17 protein-coding genes are annotated in these 19,122 nt (G+C 72.5%); 5 read left to right on the forward strand and 12 right to left on the reverse strand.

Annotation, left to right across the window (positions count from 1 at the left end):
- Positions 1-19: 19 nt before the first annotated feature.
- The 5 genes from ACFCXS_RS01515 to ACFCXS_RS01535 form a co-directional block, all read right to left on the reverse strand.
- Positions 20-1,729 carry a LuxR C-terminal-related transcriptional regulator gene (locus ACFCXS_RS01515; protein WP_376640829.1) on the reverse strand — a complete coding sequence of 570 codons (1,710 nt, stop codon included), beginning with the start codon at positions 1,727-1,729 and terminating at the stop codon, positions 20-22.
- A 100-nt stretch (positions 1,730-1,829) separates the two neighbouring features.
- Entirely contained in the window at positions 1,830-2,957 is a 1,128-nt protein-coding gene (locus ACFCXS_RS01520; RefSeq protein ID WP_376640831.1) for a hypothetical protein, read from the reverse strand.
- A gap of 47 nt (positions 2,958-3,004) precedes the next feature.
- Positions 3,005-3,943 (reverse strand): N-acetylneuraminate synthase family protein, encoded by a 939-nt coding sequence (locus ACFCXS_RS01525; RefSeq protein WP_344458228.1) that lies wholly within the window; start codon positions 3,941-3,943, stop codon positions 3,005-3,007.
- 13 nt (positions 3,944-3,956) lie between these two features.
- On the reverse strand, positions 3,957-5,204 hold the full coding sequence (locus tag ACFCXS_RS01530) for a cytidylyltransferase domain-containing protein (RefSeq protein ID WP_376640834.1): 1,248 nt from the start codon (positions 5,202-5,204) through the stop codon (positions 3,957-3,959).
- Positions 5,205-5,239: 35 nt separating this feature from the next.
- Complete coding sequence (locus ACFCXS_RS01535; RefSeq protein WP_376640836.1) at positions 5,240-6,586, reverse strand: DUF6716 putative glycosyltransferase; 1,347 nt, start codon at positions 6,584-6,586, stop codon at positions 5,240-5,242.
- Positions 6,587-6,784: 198 nt separating this feature from the next.
- Here ACFCXS_RS01535 and ACFCXS_RS01540 point away from each other — a divergent pair, with 198 nt between their 5' ends.
- The 4 genes from ACFCXS_RS01540 (at position 6,785) to ACFCXS_RS01555 (ending at position 11,422) form a co-directional block, all read left to right on the forward strand.
- Positions 6,785-7,771 (forward strand): glycosyltransferase family 2 protein, encoded by a 987-nt coding sequence (locus tag ACFCXS_RS01540; protein WP_376640838.1) that lies wholly within the window; start codon positions 6,785-6,787, stop codon positions 7,769-7,771.
- The gene (locus ACFCXS_RS01545; RefSeq protein WP_376640840.1) at positions 7,771-9,102 is read left to right on the forward strand and encodes an alpha-2,8-polysialyltransferase family protein; all 1,332 of its coding nucleotides are present in this window, start codon (positions 7,771-7,773) and stop codon (positions 9,100-9,102) included. The genes ACFCXS_RS01540 and ACFCXS_RS01545 overlap by 1 nt, the downstream gene beginning before the upstream one ends.
- Positions 9,103-9,282: 180 nt before the next feature.
- The gene (locus ACFCXS_RS01550; protein ID WP_376640842.1) at positions 9,283-10,437 is read left to right on the forward strand and encodes an acyltransferase family protein; all 1,155 of its coding nucleotides are present in this window, start codon (positions 9,283-9,285) and stop codon (positions 10,435-10,437) included.
- Positions 10,438-10,501: 64 nt separating this feature from the next.
- Complete coding sequence (locus tag ACFCXS_RS01555) at positions 10,502-11,422, forward strand: class I SAM-dependent methyltransferase (RefSeq protein ID WP_376640845.1); 921 nt, start codon at positions 10,502-10,504, stop codon at positions 11,420-11,422.
- Positions 11,423-11,455: 33 nt separating this feature from the next.
- Here the strand turns inward: ACFCXS_RS01555 and leuE are convergent, their stop codons facing one another.
- Together leuE and ACFCXS_RS01565 are read right to left on the reverse strand one after the other, a co-directional pair.
- Positions 11,456-12,103, reverse strand: coding sequence for a leucine efflux protein LeuE (gene leuE, locus ACFCXS_RS01560; RefSeq protein ID WP_376640847.1), 648 nt, complete (start codon positions 12,101-12,103; stop codon positions 11,456-11,458).
- Positions 12,104-12,151: 48 nt separating this feature from the next.
- Positions 12,152-13,732 carry a methylmalonyl-CoA mutase gene (locus tag ACFCXS_RS01565; protein WP_376640849.1) on the reverse strand — a complete coding sequence of 527 codons (1,581 nt, stop codon included), beginning with the start codon at positions 13,730-13,732 and terminating at the stop codon, positions 12,152-12,154.
- A gap of 140 nt (positions 13,733-13,872) precedes the next feature.
- Here ACFCXS_RS01565 and ACFCXS_RS01570 point away from each other — a divergent pair, with 140 nt between their 5' ends.
- The gene (locus tag ACFCXS_RS01570; RefSeq protein WP_376640851.1) at positions 13,873-14,721 is read left to right on the forward strand and encodes a L,D-transpeptidase family protein; all 849 of its coding nucleotides are present in this window, start codon (positions 13,873-13,875) and stop codon (positions 14,719-14,721) included.
- A gap of 252 nt (positions 14,722-14,973) precedes the next feature.
- Here the strand turns inward: ACFCXS_RS01570 and ACFCXS_RS01575 are convergent, their stop codons facing one another.
- The 5 genes from ACFCXS_RS01575 to ACFCXS_RS01595 form a co-directional block, all read right to left on the reverse strand.
- Entirely contained in the window at positions 14,974-15,966 is a 993-nt protein-coding gene (locus tag ACFCXS_RS01575; RefSeq protein WP_376640853.1) for a hypothetical protein, read from the reverse strand.
- Positions 15,966-16,640, reverse strand: coding sequence for an RNA polymerase sigma factor (locus ACFCXS_RS01580; RefSeq protein ID WP_376641497.1), 675 nt, complete (start codon positions 16,638-16,640; stop codon positions 15,966-15,968). Before ACFCXS_RS01580 ends, ACFCXS_RS01575 begins: the two co-directional genes overlap by 1 nt.
- A 618-nt stretch (positions 16,641-17,258) precedes the next feature.
- Entirely contained in the window at positions 17,259-17,708 is a 450-nt protein-coding gene (locus ACFCXS_RS01585) for a hypothetical protein (protein WP_376640855.1), read from the reverse strand.
- A 10-nt stretch (positions 17,709-17,718) separates the two neighbouring features.
- On the reverse strand, positions 17,719-17,874 hold the full coding sequence (locus tag ACFCXS_RS01590; protein ID WP_376640857.1) for a hypothetical protein: 156 nt from the start codon (positions 17,872-17,874) through the stop codon (positions 17,719-17,721).
- Positions 17,875-17,975: 101 nt separating this feature from the next.
- Positions 17,976-19,016, reverse strand: a complete 1,041-nt coding sequence (locus ACFCXS_RS01595) for a hypothetical protein (protein ID WP_376640859.1) — start codon at positions 19,014-19,016, stop codon at positions 17,976-17,978.
- Positions 19,017-19,122: the final 106 nt, after the last annotated feature.

The raw sequence follows: 19,122 nt of genomic DNA on the forward strand, positions 1-19,122 counted from the left end.
CACGCATCACCCGCCGCCGTCACGCGTCACCCGACTCGCGGCTGCCTCCTTCTCCGTCCTCCGGGACGGAGCGGACGTACCGGGCCACGGCCTCCGCTCGGTTGCGCACGCCCAGCCGGGTCAGCAGCTGGGCCACGTGGGCGTTCACCGTGCGGACGCTGAGGTGCAGTTCGGTGGCGATCTCCCGGTCCGTGCGGCCCCGGGCGAGGCGGGCGATCACTTCCCGCTGTCGTGGGGTCAGCGCGAGCGCCGGTAACGCGCGCGGTTCCGCTCCGGTGTGCCGTGCAGGGCGGTGGACCGTGCGCAGGCGCGCGATCTCGTCGCGCCAGGGCCTTGCCCGCATCGGCTCAGCGATCCGCTCGGCCTCGTCGAGCAGGACCGCGGCGTGGTCGTCACCGGGCTCGTGGCAGGCCGCGCGGCCCAGCAATGCGTGGACGAGCCGGGCGCGGGCGTGGGTGCGGCGGAACACCCAGATCGCGGTCTCCCAGTGCCCCGCCTCCTGTGGGCCGAGCGTGGACGGGTCCCTCGCGCCGGCCGCCCGTGCCACCTCCGCCCTCGCCACCGCCGCGACTCCGTCCGTCAGCTCGTACGGCGCGGCGACGTGGTGACGCACCCGGGCGAGGACGGCCTCCAGGGTCTCCAGCAGCCGGTGCGGCGCGCACTCGGGGTGCAGCATGGGCGGCCTGGCCCCGGTCGTCTGGACGCGGATCGCGCAGGCGAGCGCGTCGACGACGTACAGGCCACTGCTGGGCGGTGCGAGATGGCCGCGGGCCAGTTCCAGCGCACGGCCGGTCAGCTCCTCGACGGCGGCGTGATCCCCGAGCCGGGCGGCGGCGGCGAGGGCGAGACTGAGCAGATAGGCCTCGTGCAACGGGCTGCTGGACGCCACCAGGCGGACGAACGGCGGAGCGGGGTCCGGTTCCCGGCCCCGCCAGGTCAGCAGCCACGACCGTACGAGGGTCTCCTCGACCTCGTTGAGGGAGCCGTGCCGCCCGCCCGGGGCGGGTTCGCCGAGCAGCTCGTCGGCCTCGGTCCAGCGGCCGGCCTCGATCAGGTCCTCGATGAACGCCAGCCGCAGGGTGTTGCCCTCCTCGGTGGCCTGCTCTCCGTGATCGGCCGCGTAGGTCATGCCCGCGCCGCGGATACGGGCGGCGTCGGCGACGCTCCCGGTGCGCAGGTAGGTGGCGCGGGCCTCGTTGAAGTAGGAACGCACGACCAGGTGGTGACGGCCGGACTCGATACCCAGCCGACGGGCCCGCCGGGTGTGCCGCAGGGACTCGTCCAGGGTGCCGAGGGTGAGGGCGGCTTCCGCGACGATCGTGCTCACGAAGGCCTCCAGTGCTCCGTCGCCGACGGCGCGGGCCAGCTCGGCGGCTTCGGCCAGTGCCCCTGCGCCGTCTTCGGTCCGGCCGCGCCGCAGCCGGGCGAGGCCCCCGGAACACAGCACGCGGATCCGTTCCCGCGGCGGCGCGTCGGGGGCGAGCTCGGCGAGGGACTGGTCGAAGTAGTCGTGCTCCCAGCTGGTGCTTCCCGCATCGAGGTAGCGGCCGAGGTGTTCCAGAAGGAGGGCACCGGAGTGTTCCGCCGTGCGCCCGGCCTCGGCCAGCGCCCGCACGGCGATCCGGTGCGCCTCGTCGGCCCGGCCCGAGAGGAAGGCGCGTTCGGCCTGTCTGCGGAGGGTCTCGGCTCGGCTCGGAGCGTCGTGGTCCTCATGTCCGGCCGCTGCCACAGTCCGCCCTCCCGCCGGCGTCTTGCCAGGTCAGAGGGTAGCAAGCCGCAGCGCAGGGCCTCCGGCCGGCCGGGTCGGCCTCACTCTCGGCCCGGGGCCCTCAGACCGCCTGTACCGGCGGCACTGCCTGCACTCCCTGCACCGCCTGCACCGCCTGCACCGCCTGCACCGCCTGCACCGCCGACAACCGGTGCACGTCCCGGGCCGTTCCCGTCACCCCGGACAGGAAGCCCTGGGCGCGCGGGGAGGCGTTCTCGGTCAGCCAGGCGGGGTCGATGTCGCAGACCGCGACGCGTACCTCCGTGCCGGACAGGGCGAGGGGGAGGGTGTGGACGACCGTGGAGGGGAAGCTGAGGATCGTCCGCCCGATGGGGCCGCGGCGGGCGATCAGTTCGAGGGGGAGTTCGGGGCGGACGATCTCCAGGCCCGTCTCGACCGCGAGGCGGTGGAGCTTGTCCGTGCTCTCGCGGCGGTGGGCGAAGTAGCGGGTGGCGCCGTGTGCCCTGGCCAGGGCGTGGACGGCCTCCAGATAGCGGCCGTCGTCCACCACGCCGGTCTCCACCAGGGACGTGCCGACCATGTCGGCGCCCCTGGTGATCCTGGGCGGGCCGAAACGGGCCCGGGTCCAGGCGAAGGTGTTCTCGCTGACCGTGACGCCCGCCGGGGTCTCCTCCATCGGCATGGAGGAGAAGATCTCGATGCGGCGGCTCTCGCCGGGGGTCAGCCGGCGGCGGGCCGAGGCCGACACCGGCGCGAAGACCACGTCCCGCGGGCCGGGGCGGCCGCCCTTGCGGTGCCAGCGCACCAGCCGTTCGCCGCGGGCCAGCTGCCCGACGAACTCCATCGTCGCCGTGCCGTCGTCGACGACGACCAGGTCACGGGCGCGGGTGATCGTCAGCAGCAGCTGGACGTAGCGGGAGAAGGGGTCCCCCAGCACGACGCGGCGTGCCCTGCGGAGCATGCCGGTCAGGCCGCCGATGGTCTGGAAGGGCGCGAGCGGTCCGCCGCGCGCTTCCTCCCAGCGGACCTGGTGGCCCTCGTCGCGGGCCAGGTCGGACATCCGCCGCAGCTGGCCGCGCGTCATCGGGTCGACGGGTGACAGCACCACGAGGGTGAGCCCCACGCCGGGGGCGTGCGCGTGCGCCCACTCCAGCACGTTCAGCAGCTGTACCGGGCTCTCGACGAAGGCGAGAGTGTGGGGGCCGGCGTTCCCGGCGCGGGGGCTCATCGACGTACGACCGTCCCGTCGTAAGGGGGGTTGTGGGGGTGGTGCGTTCAGACGCCGACCGGCTCGCCCGCCGCCGTGGCGATCTCCGCCTCGGCGACCACACCGGCGACGCGGCGCAGCTTCTTCATCGGGCCCAGCTCGGACTCGTAGACCTTCTTGACGCCGTCGCCGAGGGAGGCCTCGATGGTGCGGATGTCGCGGACGAGGCGCGTGAGGCCCTGCGGCTCCACGGACGCGGCCTGGTCCGAGCCCCACATGGCGCGGTCGAGGGTGATGTGACGCTCGACGAAGGTGGCGCCGAGGGCGACGGCGGCGAGGGTGGTCTGCAGGCCGGTCTCGTGGCCGGAGTAGCCGATCGGGACGTTCGGGTACTCCTCCTGCAGGGTGTTGATCACGCGGAGGTTGAGTTCCTCGGCCTTCGCCGGGTAGGTCGAAGTGGCGTGGCAGAGGAGGATGTTCTCGCTGCCCAGGACCTCGACCGCGTGGCGGATCTGCTTCGGGGTCGACATGCCGGAGGACAGGATGACCGTGCGGCCGGTGGCGCGCAGGGCGCGCAGCAGCTCGTCGTCCGTGAGGGAGGCGGAGGCGACCTTGTGGGCGGGGACGTCGAACTTCTCCAGGAAGGCGACGGCCTCGGTGTCCCACGGGGAGGCGAACCAGTCGATGCCCTTCTTCTTGCAGTAGGCGTCGATCTGGCCGTACTCCTCCTCGCCGAACTCCACGCGGTGGCGGTAGTCGATGTACGTCATGCGGCCCCAGGGGGTGTCGCGCTCGATGTCCCACTGGTCGCGCGGGGTGCAGATCTCCGGGGTGCGCTTCTGGAACTTGACCGCGTCGCAGCCGGCCTCGGCGGCGGCGTCGATGAGCTTGAAGGCGTTCTCGATGTCGCCGTTGTGGTTGATGCCGATCTCGCCGGTGACGTAGACGGGGCGGCCGGGGCCGGCCTCGCGCGAACCGAACTTGCGGATGCGGGAGTTGTTGCTCATGGCGAAGAGTTCCTTACTTGGTGAGGGAATCGAGAGAGGGGCCGAGGATCCAGCTGGCGATCTCCCGGATCGCGCCGTCACCGCCGGGGACGGTGGTGACCGCGCGTGCGGCGCCGCGCACGACGTCGTGGGCGCTCGCGACCGCCACGGGCCAGCCCACGAGGGCGAAGCACGGGAGGTCATTGACGTCGTTGCCGACGTAGAGCACGCGCTCCGGCGCGATGCCCTGCTCCTCGCACCACTGCTTGAGGGCGAGGTCCTTGCGGTCGATGCCGTGCAGCACCGGGAGCTTGAGCTTCCGGGCCCGGGCGGCGACCACAGGGTTCTGTTCCGTGGACAGGATCAGCATCTTCAGGCGGCCGCTCGCACGGAGGGCCGCGATGCCGAGTCCGTCCCCGCGGTGCACGGAGACGAACTCCCGTCCGTCGGAGTCGACCAGCACCCGGTCGTCGGTCTGGGTGCCGTCGAAGTCGAGGACGACCGCGTCGATGTCGTCGGCGGTCGGGAGGGCGCCGGGGCGGTCCGCGTCGAAGAGCGGCGCGAGGGCCCGGGCGCGGGCGAGGTCGTGCGGGTCGTCGATCTCCAGCACGCGGGCCGGGTCGGTCCGGACGAGTTCGGTGTGTCCGAAGAAGCGGTGCTGGTGCTTGCGGAAGCCCGCCGCGTCCATCGCGTAGGCGGCGCCGGTCTCCAGCAGGTCCTGGGGGCGGTCCTGGCGGCGGGGCCGGAAGGACTTGTCGTGGTTGACGCCGTAGCCGCCGGTCGCCTCCCCGGAGGTGGCCTCGGTGTCGGCGTCCCTCCAGATGAACCCGTGGAAGGGCGCCACGGTCACCGCGGTGTCGGCGCCGTTCTCGGCGATCGCGCCCGCCACCCCGTCGATGTCCTCGCGGACGATGAACGGGCTGGTGCACTGCACGAGCAGGACCACGTCCACCGGTGCCCCGTGCAGGGCCTCGTGGGCGTCCATGGCGTGCAGGACGGCGGCCTCGGAGGTGGCGGTGTCACCGGCGATGGCGGCGGGCCGCAGCACGACCTCGGCACCGGCCTCGCGGGCGGCGGCAGCGATGGCCTGGTCGTCGGTGGAGACCACGACGTCCGTCACCAGCCGGGTCGACCGGCATTCGCGCACCGCCCGCGCCACCAGCGGGACACCGCCGACGGGCAGGAGGTTCTTCGCGGGCACGCCCTTGGAGCCGCCGCGCGCGGGGATCACCGCGAGCACGCGGCGCACGGAGGCGCCTTTGCCCGCTTGCGGATGGGACATGGGGTCTACTCCTTGGGCTGGGGTCTCGGGGCGGCTCACAGCTCCCCCATCCGCCGGATGACGGGCGCCACGCGCTGCACGCCGTGGCGGTAGGCGCCGCGCGCCGCCCGGCGCACGATCTGCCGGACCGGTCCGGGGTCCTTGTCGGCGGCGGGCGCGCCGGGCAGCGGGGTGCCGTCCGGGCCGAGGTGGTGGCGGGCGAGGATCCCGGGCAGATAGCCGGGCGCGGTGACGGGGGTGTAGTACGGGGTCAGCGGGGGCAGGCCGCCGGGCCGGTCGAGCAGCGCGGCGATGCGCTTACGGGCCGCGTCGAAGGCGGATTCGTACGAACCGTCCGCCGCGACGCCCTGCCGGGAGACCCATTCCTCGTCGGGCACGGGCCGGTGCCCGGCGTCGAGCAGGTCCCAGGAGGCGAGGCAGCCGGAGCCCACGAAGTGGTGGTTGCCGAGCGACTCGCGGATGCCGAGGTCGGTCAGGACAACGGTCGGGATGCGGCGGTGCAGGGACTCCAGGGCGGCCGTGGAACTGACCGTCACCAGCAGGTCGGTCCTGTCGAGGACCTCGCCCATGTTGCCGTACACCAGGCTGAAGTTGGCGGGCGGATCGAGGCGCTGCACCAGCCTCTGATACGGCAACTCCTCGATGTGGGTGGTGTGTTCGCCGGGCTTGGAGCGCAGCTTCAGCAGCACCTCGCGCTCGGGGTGCCGGCGGGCGTGCTGCACCAGCCGGTTCAGCAGGTACGTACGGTCCTTGCGGCTGTCCGGGACGGAGGGCTGGGCGGCGAAGACGACCGTGTAGGGCGTGTGTTCGCCCTCGTAGGCCGCGCCGCCGAGGAACGGCAGGGCCACCTCGGTCACCGCCGAGGCGTCGGCGCCCACTCCCTCGTAGACGGCCCGGAAACGGTCCGCGTCCTGGCGGGAGTTGGCGAGGACCAGGTCCGCGCCGTGCCGCAGCAGCAGGCCGTCGGCGAGCTTCTCGTAGACGACACCGACGTAGCCGGTGACGACCACGGGCCGGGAGGCGCGGTGCTCCCAGACACGTGCCAGGCCGTGCAGCATCGCCTGCACACCGCCGCCGACCAGGGAGAGGACCAGGACGTCGTAGGTTCCCTCGGCCATGGCGCGCAGGAACTCGACGGCGGTGACCTCCCGCAGCGAGTCGGCGCGCACGCCCACTTCCTCCAGCTGGCGCGGGGTGGGCGTCGCCCGGCCGCGCAGCAGGAATCCGTCGAGGAGGGGGCCGGCTTGCGCGGCTTCGCGCGGAGCGGCTTCCATGGACGGTCCCGGGGCGATGCGGTCCGCGGTCAGCGCACCCCATTTCCATCGGGTGTCGCTGTCCGCGAGGACGGCGATTCGCGGGCGCTTCGGTGTACTTGCTGGCACGTCGATGACGCTAGGAAGCGAATCCTAGGTATGGCGGAACCGCGACTCAACGAAAAGTTAACAACAGCCCACCGAGAGCCGAACTGGCCTGCCGGAAGGCCGGAAGTACACGCGGTGCACCGTTCTGACACATTGAGTTCACCCGGTGTACCTTCTTCGGAAAGTTCAGCTGCCGGGCGGCCTCCTAACGTTTTGCGGGTGCCTAAGCTTTCCGTGATCGTGCCGTTCTACAACGTGCAGCAATATGCCCCGGACACCCTCAGAAGTCTTCGGTCGAACGCCGACCGGGATTTCGAGTTCATCCTGGTCGACGACCATTCCAAGGACGAGACTCCGGCCATTCTCGAACGAGCGGCCGAGGAGCTTTCGGATGTGGCCCAGGTGCGGTACATCCGCCACGAGCAGAACGGCGGGCTCGCCACCGCGCGCAACACCGGCCTGGACGCGGCGCAGGGCGAGTACCTGACGTTCCTGGACGGTGACGACTGGCTGGCCCCCGGCTATCTCGCCGAACTGGTGGCCGCGATGGACGACCTGGGATGCGACTTCGTGCGCACCGACCATGTGCAGGCCACCGCGCGCGCCCGTTCCGTGCACCGGGTCCCGGTCGGGCGGCGCTGGGAGGCGTTCGACCCGCGGGAGGCGATCCTGCCCGCCCACCGCTCCACGTCCGTCGACTACGCCTACGCCTGGGCCGGTGCCTATCACCGCCGCCTGGTCGACAAGGGCGTGCTCCACTTCACCGACGGTCTGCGCACGGCGGAGGACCGGCCGTGGATCTGGAAGCTGCACCGTGAGGCGGAGTCGTTCGCCGTGGTGAGCCTGCTGGGCGTGTTCTACCGGCGGGGGGTGGCCTCGTCCCTGACGCAGATCGGCGATGTGCGCCAGCTCGACTTCATCCGGGCCTTCGACCAGGTGATCGAGGAGACGGCCGCGGACCGCGACGCCGACCGGCTGCTGCCCAAGGCGGTGCGGACCTACTGCGCGATCATCGCCCACCACCTCTCCAACGAGGACAGGTTCGAACCGGCCGTGGCCAGGCAACTGCGGTCGATGAGCGCGGCAGCGATCAAGCGCATGCCGCAGGACGCACTCACCGACGCACTGGAGGCCATGGACATGGACCGCTCGTCCAAGCTGCGGCGGCTGCGACGCAGGGTGACCACGACGGGAGCGGCCGCCTGATGCCCGGGACCACTCAGATCTTCTGCGCCTCGACGCTGTACGGTGTCGCCACCCTGGCCGCCGCGATCGACTCCGACCTCTTCGAGGAGCCGGACCGCCGGGTGCTGCTGGTGTTCAACAACTCCACGACGCCGGAGACCACTCCGGCCCTCGACGAGATGCCGGGCTTCGCCCCGCTGCGCGAGCACTTCGACGAGGTGCTGTCGTGGAACGAGGCCATCCGCCCCTTCCACCCCGGGGCCTGGACGCCGCGAGCCGACGACATCCCCCTCTTCGAGCGCTATCTGCGGCTGCTGTGGGGCCTCGGCGACGACCGGGTGAGCCTGGCGCTGGAATCCATCCAGGTGGCGCCCGCCCTGACGGTGGCCCAGCTGTTCACCGACGCTCCCGTCGACGTCTACGCCGACGGGCTGATGAGCTACGGCCCCACCCGCAACAAGCTGGACCCGCTGGTCGGCACGCGCGTGCGCAGGCTGCTGCACCTGGATCTGGTGCCGGGGCTCACGCCGATGCTGCTCACCGAGTTCGGCGTGCCGGCCCACCTGGTGCCGACGGCCGCGTTCCTGAAGGTGCTCGGCGAGGTCACCGAGACCGTGCCCGAACTGCCCGCCCTGCCGGGCGACTCGGCGCTGCTGCTCGGCCAGTACCTGTCGGCGCTGAACATCCTCTCCCCCGAGGAGGAGGAGGACCTGCACGTGCGGATGATGCGGGGCGCCGTCGCCCGCGGCCACCGCGCGGTCGTCTTCAAGCCCCACCCGACCGCACCGGCCCGCTACAGCCGCGCCCTGGAGACCGAGGCGGAGAAGCTGGGCGTCGACCTGACGGTCCTGGACACGCCCGTGCTCGCCGAGGTGCTGTTCGACCGGACCCGGCCCGCGCTGGTCGTCGGCTGTTTCTCGACCGCGCTGTTCACGGCCTCCGCCTTCTACGACCTGCCCGTCGCCCGCATCGGGACCGAACTGCTCCTGGAGCGGCTGACGCCGTATCAGAACAGCAACCGGGTGCCGACCGCTCTGGCGGACGCGCTGCTGCCCGGCCTCGAGAGCGGCAAGGACGGTGACCTCCTGCCCGCCGAGCGGCTGTCCGCCCTCGTCACGGCCCTCGGATTCACCATGCAGCCGCAGATCTACCCGGACCTGCGCCCGCAGGCCGAGCGGTTCCTCGCCCGGCACCTCGGCCCGCGCACCCGGCGCTACTTCAAGAAGCGCCGCCTCACCGCGCTCGGGCTGCCCGGGGGGATTCCGCAGCGGCTGGCGTTCCTGCCGCGCAATTCCACGGCGCGCCGGGTGGTCCGGCGGGCCCGGGCCCTGCGCAAGGCGGTACGCCGCTGAGCCGGGTCCGCCCGGCGGCCCGACCCGCCCCGGCGACATCCAGATGAACCCATGGGGACCGGCAGGCGAAGCCTGTCGCCATCGAACGTAATTGCGTCAACTCTCGTCCTAGGGTGACAGGCGCGCCCGCCCACAGGCGGCTCAGGCAAAGGACATACGAGCCACACAGAGGTTTCCAGCGTGACCGAGACGGTCGTCAGCACCCGCAAGCCACAGCCCGGCGTCGCCGTGCTGGTCGAACCACCGGGCGCCACGACCGTCCCACGGCGCAGAAGCGATTCCGCGGGGCGGCTGCGCGCGCTCGACGGGCTGCGGCTGGTGGCCGCGCTGATGGTGGCGCTGTACCACTACGGCGGGCGCGGCGGCGAGGTCGCGCAGGCCTGGGGCACCTCGCCCCAGGACCAGTTCCCCACCCTGCACGCGCTGTTCGCCTACGGCTGCCTCGGCGTCCAGGTCTTCTTCGTGATCAGCGGCTTCGTGATCTGCATGAGCGGCTGGGGCCGCCCCCTGCAGTCGTTCTTCGCCTCCCGTGTCTCCCGGCTGATGCCGGCCTACTGGGTGGCGGTGCTCCTCGTCACGGCGGTGTTCGCGCTGCCGGTGGTCGCCTACCAGGCCGTCTCACCCAGCGACGCCCTGGTGAACCTGACGATGCTCCAGATGCCCCTGGGCGTGGACCGGGTGCTCGGGGTGTGCTGGACCCTGTGGGCGGAGGTCCGCTTCTACGCCCTGTTCGCCCTGTGCGTCGTGCTGCCCGGGGCGAACCGCCGCCGGGTGGTCATGTTCTGCGCGGGCTGGCTGCTGGCGGCGGTGATCGCCGAGAACGCGAACATGCCGTTGCTCGACATCGCCCTGATGCCCGAGTACGCGCCCTTCTTCATCGGCGGTGTCGGCCTCTACCTCGTGCACCGCGACCGGCGGGACGTCTACGGGTGGGGCATCACGGCCGCCGGCTGGCTGATCGGCCAGCACTACGCGGTGCAGTCGCTGTGGCACGCCCCCGACCCGGAGGCCTTCTCCTACCGCTCCTCGTTCGGGATCGTCGCCGTCGTCACATTCGGCTTCGTGGCGGTCGCCGCGATCGCGCTGGGCCTGCTGGGCCGGGTGAACTGGCGCTGGCTGACGGTCGCGGGCGCGCTGACGTACCCCTTCTATCTGGTCCACGAGCATCTCGGCTGGGTGGTGATCCAGGCCCTGCACCGCGGTCTGGGGCTGGCGTCCGGGGTGACTTTCGTACTGACGGTGGCGTCAATGCTGCTGCTGGCGTGGTTGCTGCACAAATATGTGGAGAAGCCGCTGACGCCCCGGCTGCGGGCGGCTCTGACGAAGACCCGCTGACGCTGTTCACGGGACGTTCAGCCGGCCGTCGATCGGGGCAACGCTCAGAGAGAAGGCTCGTCCCATGACCCACGCACAAGCGACCGACACGCACCCCGGCGAACTCACCGACGTCCCGGGCTGGTTCCCGGCCCTGGACCAGACGCTGTTCACCTGGTTCCTCGAACAGCAGAAGAAGTCCGGCATAAAGGGTGACCTGCTGGAGCTCGGCGTCTACCTGGGCAAGAGCGCGATCCTCCTCGGCCACCACCTCCAGGACGGCGAGCGGTTCACGGTCTGTGACCTGTTCGAGGGCGACGCCCCGGACGACGCCAACAAGGCGGAGTCGGCCAAGTCGTACGCCTCCCTCACCCAGCAGGCGTTCGAGCGGAACTACCTCTCCTTCCACGACACCCTGCCCACGGTGATCACCGGCCCGAGCTCCCTCGTGGACGAGAAGGTGGCCCCGGACTCCTGCCGCTTCATCCACATCGACGCCTCGCACCTGTACGAGCACGTGCACGGCGACATCGGCGCGGCCCACGACATCCTGCTGCCCGAGGGCATCGTGGTCCTGGACGACTTCCGGTCCGAGCACACCCCGGGGGTCGCGGTCGCCGCCTGGGAGGCCGTCCTCAACCGCGGTCTGCGCCCCATCTGCCTCAGCACGCAGAAGCTGTACGCGACCTGGGGCGATCCCGAGCCGCTCCAGGAGGAACTGCTCGCCACGCTCCGGCTGCGCACGGACGTCGGGCTGAGCATGCAGGAGGCGGCCGGGCACCGGCTGATCCGGACCCGTTCCCGGGGTATGAAGCCACCGGCCTTCCCGCCGTCGCGGCACTACGTGGAGCCCGAGCCCGCACCGGTCCGCGCCGCCGAGGTCAGCTCATCGCGTGCGGCGCGTCCTGCCCGGCCCGTCCCGTCGCCGGCCCGCCGGCTCGCCAAGGACCTGCTGCCGCCCGTCCTCACCCGGGCCGTACGGCGGGCCCGCGCGAAACGGTCCTGACGTCGCAGGGTGCGGCACCCCGGCCCGGGTGCGCTACGAACTCGCCAGGGACAGCTTCACCGCGAACCCGAGGAACAGCGCACCCGCCGCCGAGGTCGCCCCCGCCGACAGGCGCCTGCGGCGGCGGAAGGCGGCGGCCAGCCGGGTGCCGCCGAATATCAGCGCGCTGAGGTAGAGCACGCTGGCGAACTGGGCGAGGGCGCCGAGGACGACGAAGGACAGGGCGGGGTAGGCGTACCCCGGGTCCACGAACTGCACGAAGAAGGCGACGAAGAAGAGGATCGCCTTGGGGTTGAACAGGCTGACGACGAAGGCACGGCGGAAGGGCCGCTCCTCGGCGGGCGCGGGCGCCTCGTCACCGGCGATCCGCTCCGCACGCGTCCGCCACATGCCCCACGCCGCCCGCAGCATGCCGATGGCCAGCCAGGTCAGATATCCGGCCCCCGCGTACTTGACGACGGCGAACAGCACGGCGTTCGCCTGGAGCAGCGAGGCGACTCCGGCGGCGGACAGCGTCATCAACACCGTGTCCCCGCACCAGACCCCGGCCGAGGCGGTGTACCCGGCGCGCACACCACGGCGGGCGGCCACGGACAGCACGTACAGCGAGTTGGGACCGGGCAGCAGAACGATCAGGACGAGGCCCGCCAGGTAGGTGGGCAGATCGACGACACCGAACATGCGAATGAGTGTCGCACGCGGGTCCGACATCCCTGCCCGGGCCGCAGGTCAGAAGACGTCGGACGGGACGTACGCCCCCCAGACCTCGCGCAGCGCGTTGCAGACCTCGCCGACGGTGGCCCGGGCTTTGAGTGCCTCTTTCATGGGGTAGAGGACGTTGTCCTCGCCCTCGGCGGCCTTCTTCAGCGCGGTCAGGGCCGCGTCGAGGGCGGGCCGGTCGCGCTCGGCGCGCAGGGTGGCCAGGCGTTCGGCCTGGCGGGCCTCGATGGCCGGGTCGACGCGCAGCGGCTCGTAGGGCTCTTCCTCGTCGAGCCGGAAGCGGTTGACGCCGACCACGACCCGCTCGCCCGAATCCGTTTCCTGGGCGATGCGGTAGGCGTTGCGTTCGATCTCGCCCTTCTGGAAGCCCTGCTCGATGGCGCTGACGGCGCCGCCGAGTTCCTCGACCCGGTCCATCAGGTCCACCACGGCGGCCTCGACGTCGTCGGTCAGTTTCTCGATGACGTAGGACCCGGCGAAGGGGTCGACGGTCGCGGTCACGTCGGTCTCGTGGGCGAGGACCTGCTGGGTGCGCAGGGCCAGACGGGCGGACTTGTCGCCGGGCAGGGCGATGGCCTCGTCGAAGGAGTTGGTGTGCAGCGACTGCGTCCCGCCCAGCACCGCCGCCAGCCCCTGCACCGCGACCCGGACCAGGTTGACCTCGGGCTGCTGGGCCGTCAGCTGCACCCCGGCCGTCTGCGTGTGGAAACGCAGCATCAGCGACTTGGGGTTCCTCGCTCCGAACTCCTCACGCATCACCCGCGCCCAGATCCGCCGCGTTGCACGGAACTTCGCCACCTCCTCCAGCAGCGTCGTGCGGGCCACGAAGAAGAACGACAGACGCGGCGCGAAATCGTCGACGTCCATCCCGGCCGCGAGGGCCGCGCGCACGTAGGCGATGCCGTCGGCCAGGGTGAAGGCGATCTCCTGCGCGGGCGAGGCACCCGCCTCCGCCATGTGGTAGCCGGAGATCGAGATGGTGTTCCATCTCGGGATCTCGGCCCGGCAGTAGCGGAAGATGTCGGCGGTCAGCCGCAGGGACGGCTTGGGCGGGAAGATGTAGGTGCCCCGGGCGATGTACTCCTTCAGCACGTCGTTCTGGATCGTGCCCGTCAACCGGTCCGCGGCGATCCCCTGCTCCTCGGCCACCAGCTGGTACAGGAGCAGCAGCAGCGCCGCCGGGGCGTTGATCGTCATCGACGTCGAGACCTGGTCCAGCGGGATCCCGCCGAACAGCACCCGCATGTCCTCGACCGAGTCGACGGCCACCCCCACCTTGCCCACCTCACCGTGGGCGATCGGCGCGTCGGAGTCGTGGCCCATCTGGGTCGGCAGATCGAAAGCCACCGACAGCCCCGTCGTGCCATGCGCGATCAACTGCCGGTAGCGGGCATTGGACTCCGCGGCCGTACCGAAACCGGCGTACTGACGCATGGTCCAGGGCCGGCCCGTGTACATCGACCGGTACACGCCACGCGTGTACGGGTACGCCCCCGGCTCCCCCAGCCGCTCCGCCGGATCCCAGCCCTGCAGGTCCCCCGGACCGTAGAGCGGCTCGATGGGCAGTCCGGACTCCGACTCACGCGCCATGGTGGGTTGCCTCCCGCAGAGCAGTGACCTCGCTCACCACCATGCCTCCTGGTTCGCGACGGGTCACGCCCGGGGAACATCTCAGGTGACATCCGGGCGTGCCGGTGAGACGAGCGGGGGGCCGTGTGCGTAGTACGGGCATGGGGAGAGCGTTCGCGGCGGGACTCGCCGTACTGGCGGCGCTGACCGGCTGCACGGTGCAGACGCCCGACGGCGAGGGCGAGCGCCGCCCGCCGGTGCACGTCGAGCTGCCCGGCAGCACGCCGTCGCAGGGTCGTACGCCCGCCGGTGGTGGCGCCACGCCGCGTTCCGCGCCGCCGCCGGTCGACGACAAGCCCCGGGCCGCGCCCACCCCGCCCCGCGTGCTGTGGTCACGCGGGGACACCGGCCGCGACGTCCGGGAACTCCAGGCCCGGCTGCGTCAGGTCGCCTGGCTCTTCGAGGGGCCGACCGGGACGTACGACGAGCCGACGCAGCGGGCGGTCAGCGGCTTCCAGGGCAAGCGCGGGCTGCCGCGCACCGGGAAGGCCGACGCCGTCACCTGGCAGCGGCTGCTGGGCATGACGCGCGAGCCGGGGCGCTGGGACCTGTACCTGATGGGCGGCCAGCAGGCCGACCCGCCGGACGCGCGCTGCCGGTCCGGCCGGGTGCTGTGCATCGACAAGACCAGCAGGACGCTGCGCTGGATGGTGGACGGGCGGACGGTGTCGACGATGGCGGTCCGCTTCGGTTCGCAGGGCACGCCGACCCGGGAGGGCGTCTTCTCCGTCTACTGGAAGTCCCGCGACCACGTCTCGACGCTCTACGACTCGCCCATGCCGTACGCGATGTTCTTCAGCGGCGGCCAGGCCGTGCACTTCTCGGCGGACTTCGCCGCCCGGGGCTACGCGGGGGCCTCGCACGGCTGCGTCAACGTACGGGACGAGGCGGCGATCGCACAGCTGTACGCACAGGTCCGCAACGGCGACAAGGTCGTCGTGTCCTGGTGACAGCGGGAGCGGAAGATGGGGCGCGGGCGGGACCGGGGGAACGTGTCCCGCCCGCGCTCGGTGCACGAGCCGTAGGTACGGGGGGAACCCCGGCTCTGTGCGACGGCCGATGACCAGTCGGCTCACTCATTACTGCGCCGGGGCGGCCGAAAACGTCACACCCTCGGCCGAACCATTTTCACGGAGTACGAAACCGCAGGTCACAGCGGTGCGAGAGGGGGCCCGGTCGTCCGGGGCCGGCCACGGTCCGCGTCAGTCACCGTCGTCGCCCCCTTTCCCGGACCGGTTCCGGCCCTTCCGCTCGGCCTCGTCCTGCTTGCGGTCCTGCTCACCGGCCTGCTTGCGGTCCTGCTTGCGGTCCTGCTTGCGGTCCTGCTTGCGGTCCTGCTGCCGGTTCCGGTCCGCGCCCTTGCCCTGGTGGTGTCCCTGGTCCGCGCGCTCGTCGTTCCGGCGCTCCTTCGAGCGGGGGCCGGCCGAGGACAGGACGTCCTTGCAGTACTTCCACACCCGCCGGTCGCCCGCCGCGTCCCGCAGGGCTCGCCTGCGGTCGGGGTCCGGCCGTTTCCCGCCACGCAGGTCGCGGCAGGCTTCGATGATCTCGCCGCGGTGGCCGCCGGAGCGGACCTCGTGCTCGTCCGGCGCCGGGGCGGTGTCGTCGCGCTGCTCGCCGTCGCCCTGAGGAGAGGCCTTGTCGGGGGCGGAACCGCCCTGAACGGCGTCGCTCGGCGAAGGCGACACCAGCGGACGCTCCGGATGGGTGACAGAGGCCGAGACGGAGGCACCGGGCCGGGGCTCGTCGCCGCCGAACGGGGCCCTCAGGACTCCGGTTCCGGCCGCGAGGGCGACCCCGCCCGCCATGCCGACGGCCAGCGCGGCGGCCAGGCCGAGGCGTACGGGGCGGGCCCAGCGGGGTGGCCGGCCGGTGCCGGTGCCGCTGTCACCAGGGGGCCCGATCCGGACCAGCCCCGCGTCGGCGAGCCGGGCGGCGGCCCGTCCCGCGGTGTCCGCGCGGGCTGCGGCGGCGTCGGCGCGTTCCTCGCGGGCCTTGCGGAACGCAGCCACCGCAGCGGCCTCGCCGGGGAGTTCATCGCTGGTCAGCGGGGGTACGGCGGACAGCGCGCCGAGGGTTTCGGCAAGGTGTTGGGCCTGCTGTCGGCCGGCGCCTTCGACAGCTTCGGGTGGCTCTCCGCTCAGCAAACGCTCCGCCGTTTCGCGGTCCAGCCACCTGTACTGCTCGTCGGCCATCACACATCCTTCTGCGTCCGCGCGACGCTGTGCGTCACACCTGCGGACGTCACCGCACCGCCGCGCGGTTCTCTCTGAGGCGGCAGGGCGTCGAGCACCCCGGCCGATTCCGGATCGGCCTGCGGGTCGCCGCCGAGCAGTTCGGCGAGCCGCTTCAGTCCCCGGTGCGCCGCCGTGCGGACCGCTCCCGGGCGTTTTCCGAGCGTCTCGGCCGCCGTCTTCGCGTCGAGCCCCACCACCACACGCAGCACGACCGCTTCGGCCTGGTCCTGCGGCAGCCGGGATATCAGGGAGAACGCGCCGTTCGTGGCGAGCGCCTCCATGGCCTCGCCGGCGGTGTCCGACTCGGCGGCCCGGCCGGTCAGCTCCGTCTCGTCGCCGCCGATCGCGGGCCGGCGCCCGCGCATGCGTATGTGATCAAGGGCACGGTTGCGGGCGATCCGGGCGGCCCAGCCGCGGAAGCGGTCCGCGTCGCCGGTGAACCGCTCCAGATCCCGGGCTATCTGCAGCCAGGCCTCGGACGTCACGTCCTCGGCGTCGGGGTCGCCGACCAGCGTCCGTACGTACCCGAGCAGCCGCGGATGCACGGTGCGGTACACAGTCCGGAACGCGTTCTCGTCCCCGTTCTGTGCCGCGCGCACCGCGGCGGTCAGCTCCGCGTCGTCCCCCAGCACCGCGCGCCCTTCTGCGCCTGAGCCGGCGCCGCTCTCGCGGACCGGGTTCTCGCCGTCGTGGTTGCTCAATTGGTGGTTGCGGTGCCTGGACCGCAGGTGGTTGCGGTGGTCGTACCGCTTTCGCGTTGGCGCGAATGGCACGTTACGACCTGAAACCACTCCCCGTCCATGTCCGTCCAGGATGCAACTAAGCCGTGACGCGGAGGGGTGTGACAGAAAACGCACACCGGACGCTGTAGGGAGTACGGGCCGCCGCGCGGCCCGTACCGCGCGACGGCCGGGGCCTCTCCTGTGGGGGGTGGCGGCCTCGGCCGTCTCCGCGACTCGCGGCGCCCGTCCTCCGGACCGGCCGTGCCGGTCCCGGTGGGCAGCCCGGCATCAGCGGCGCAGCGCCTCCACGGGTGGGATGCGCGACACTCCCCAGGCCGGATACACGCCCGCCGGCGGACCGGCCGCTGGAGCATACTGGCCACGGCTTCGGACAGCAGGTCGCGCACGGCCGGCCGGGACCGTTCGGGACGTCGTGCCGGCGCTTCGTCCACAACAGCAGTGAGGGCTCGCCCAGCAGGGCGCGTGCGACCGCGACGCGCCGGCGTTCGCCGCCCGGCATCCGGGCGCTCACGGGGTCCTCTTCCCGGGACGCTCGGATGCGGTGGTGTGGCGGCGTTCGGCGACGGCGATCAGGGCGAGCGTCACCGCGATCACCGCACAGACCGTCATCACGGGTGTGAGGAAGCCCGGGACGGCCGCCGGGTAGGAACCACCCGGCGACAGGCGGCAGTCGAGGGCGGGCGGCAGGTAGGACACGCGGTAGCCGCTCACCTGCCCGTACAGCGCGGGGTTCGCCTCCTGGCAGGCCTGGGCGGTGCCGCTCTCGTCGAGGAAGAGGGACACCAGGCCCCAGACGCAGGCGACAGCGGCGAGGGCTCCGGCGAGCGCCGCGCCACCGCCCGCCACGGCCCCCCGGCCGATCGCCGGGAGGCCGTATCCGACGAGGCCGACGGCCGCCACGGCGGCGACGACGACGCAGATCAGCAGGGGCAGGGCGGCGGGGTACGAGGTGGTCATGGCTACCACCTCAGCCGCCGGCGAGCTGCCGTACAAGGTTGTTGTACTTATCGAAGATGCGGTAGAGCCCCATCCGCTTGGCGGCGTCGGCCCTGGCCTCGTTGCCGAAGCCCTGGTGGCGGCGGATGTCTTCGAAGATGTCGCCCTCGGTGCAGTCCGGGCTCATGGCGCGCAGCTTGGTCTCGCCGGCCGGGGTGAGGTGACGTGTGAGGTGGGCTGTGAAGGCCGGGCCCGGTGACGAAGGCCCTGTGATGACGTCCGGCCGTCTCAGGGACGGCTGTCGCCGGGCCGGGCGGGCCGCCCCTCGGTCCCCGTCTCTCCGCCGCCGCTGCCGCGCCCGGCCCCCGAGCCGTCGCTGCCGGCAGCCGAACCGTCTTCCTCGGCAGCCGAGTTGCCGCCTCCGGCCCCCGAGCCGTTGCCGGCCTTGGAGCCACTGTTCGCCGAGCCCGGGCCGTTGCCGTTGCCGTTGCCGTTGCCGTTGCCGTTGCCGTTGCCGTTGCCGTTGCCGTTGCCGTTGGCATTGGTGTTGCCGTTGCCGCTGTTCCCGGAGGCTCCCGTGCCCTTCCCCGGTTCGGCTGTACGGCCGGGGCGCGCGTCGGACCGGGCCGCCTGCTCGGCGCAGTACGCGGTGACGCGCCCCTCTCCACCTGCGGCCTCGACGAGGCGCTGCCAGGCCGTCGCGTCCATGGCCCGGCCCCGGCGCCCGGCCTTCTCGTAGGCGCGGCAGTGCGCCTCGGCGTCCTGAGCGGCACGGGGCCGGTCCGGGGCCGCGGAGGAGGAGCCCGGCCCCGCGCCGGAGGGCCCGCCCGCCGGGCCGCCGGGGGCGGGCGGGGAGGTGGACGCGGGGGAACGGCCCGGCTCGTCGGCGCCGGACGGGGAGTCGGACGAGCCGATCGCCGCGACCGCCACACCGCCCAGCGTGAGACTGGCGAGCAACACGGAGAGAGTGGTCTTCAGCGAACGCCCGGTCAGCCTCCGCTCCCGGGGCCGCCAGTCGTCCCGGCGGCGGGAGCGCGCCCGGTGCGCGCCGGAGCCCCGGGCGGCCCGGAACGCGGCCACGGCCCGCTGTTCGGCCTCGCTGTCGATCCGGCCCTGCGTGAGGGCGGCGGCGAGGAACGTCTGCACCTCGGCCTCGTCGAGGACAGCGGCCTGTCCCGGGCGGCGCGGCGGGCTGCCGGGGCCGGCCGTCGCCGGGTCGCCGGGCAGCGGACCGTCGAAGTCCCGTGCCGCCCGGTGGGCGTACGCGGCGTCGCCGAGGTGCACACGCCGACGGCCGGCAGGCCCGCCGCCGCTTTGATGTCCACCCATGTCAGGTTCCGTCCCTGCTCGATCCACACGTCCCGCACGGCCGGCCCGTTCCCGGCGGCCCGGCCGGCCCGAAGTCCCGGGCCTTCTCCATACGTCCCGCCCGTCC

Source organism: Streptomyces sp. NPDC056373 (assembly GCF_042262425.1).
In the GTDB taxonomy this organism is placed as follows: Bacteria; Actinomycetota; Actinomycetes; order Streptomycetales; family Streptomycetaceae; genus Streptomyces.

Bases quoted from the DNA above. Each gene is read 5' to 3' on its own strand.
- ACFCXS_RS01520 (WP_376640831.1), bottom strand. From the start codon at position 2,957: ATGAGCCCCCGCGCCGGGAACGCCGGCCCCCACACTCTCGCCTTCGTC.
- ACFCXS_RS01525 (WP_344458228.1), bottom strand. From the start codon at position 3,943: ATGAGCAACAACTCCCGCATCCGCAAGTTCGGTTCGCGCGAGGCCGGC.
- ACFCXS_RS01530 (WP_376640834.1), bottom strand. From the start codon at position 5,204: ATGTCCCATCCGCAAGCGGGCAAAGGCGCCTCCGTGCGCCGCGTGCTC.
- ACFCXS_RS01545 (WP_376640840.1), top strand. From the start codon at position 7,771: ATGCCCGGGACCACTCAGATCTTCTGCGCCTCGACGCTGTACGGTGTC.
- ACFCXS_RS01555 (WP_376640845.1), top strand. From the start codon at position 10,502: ATGACCCACGCACAAGCGACCGACACGCACCCCGGCGAACTCACCGAC.
- leuE (WP_376640847.1), bottom strand. From the start codon at position 12,103: ATGTTCGGTGTCGTCGATCTGCCCACCTACCTGGCGGGCCTCGTCCTG.
- ACFCXS_RS01565 (WP_376640849.1), bottom strand. From the start codon at position 13,732: ATGGCGCGTGAGTCGGAGTCCGGACTGCCCATCGAGCCGCTCTACGGT.
- ACFCXS_RS01570 (WP_376640851.1), top strand. From the start codon at position 13,873: ATGGGGAGAGCGTTCGCGGCGGGACTCGCCGTACTGGCGGCGCTGACC.
- ACFCXS_RS01575 (WP_376640853.1), bottom strand. From the start codon at position 15,966: ATGGCCGACGAGCAGTACAGGTGGCTGGACCGCGAAACGGCGGAGCGT.
- ACFCXS_RS01585 (WP_376640855.1), bottom strand. From the start codon at position 17,708: ATGACCACCTCGTACCCCGCCGCCCTGCCCCTGCTGATCTGCGTCGTC.
- ACFCXS_RS01590 (WP_376640857.1), bottom strand. From the start codon at position 17,874: ATGAGCCCGGACTGCACCGAGGGCGACATCTTCGAAGACATCCGCCGC.
- ACFCXS_RS01595 (WP_376640859.1), bottom strand. From the start codon at position 19,016: ATGGGTGGACATCAAAGCGGCGGCGGGCCTGCCGGCCGTCGGCGTGTG.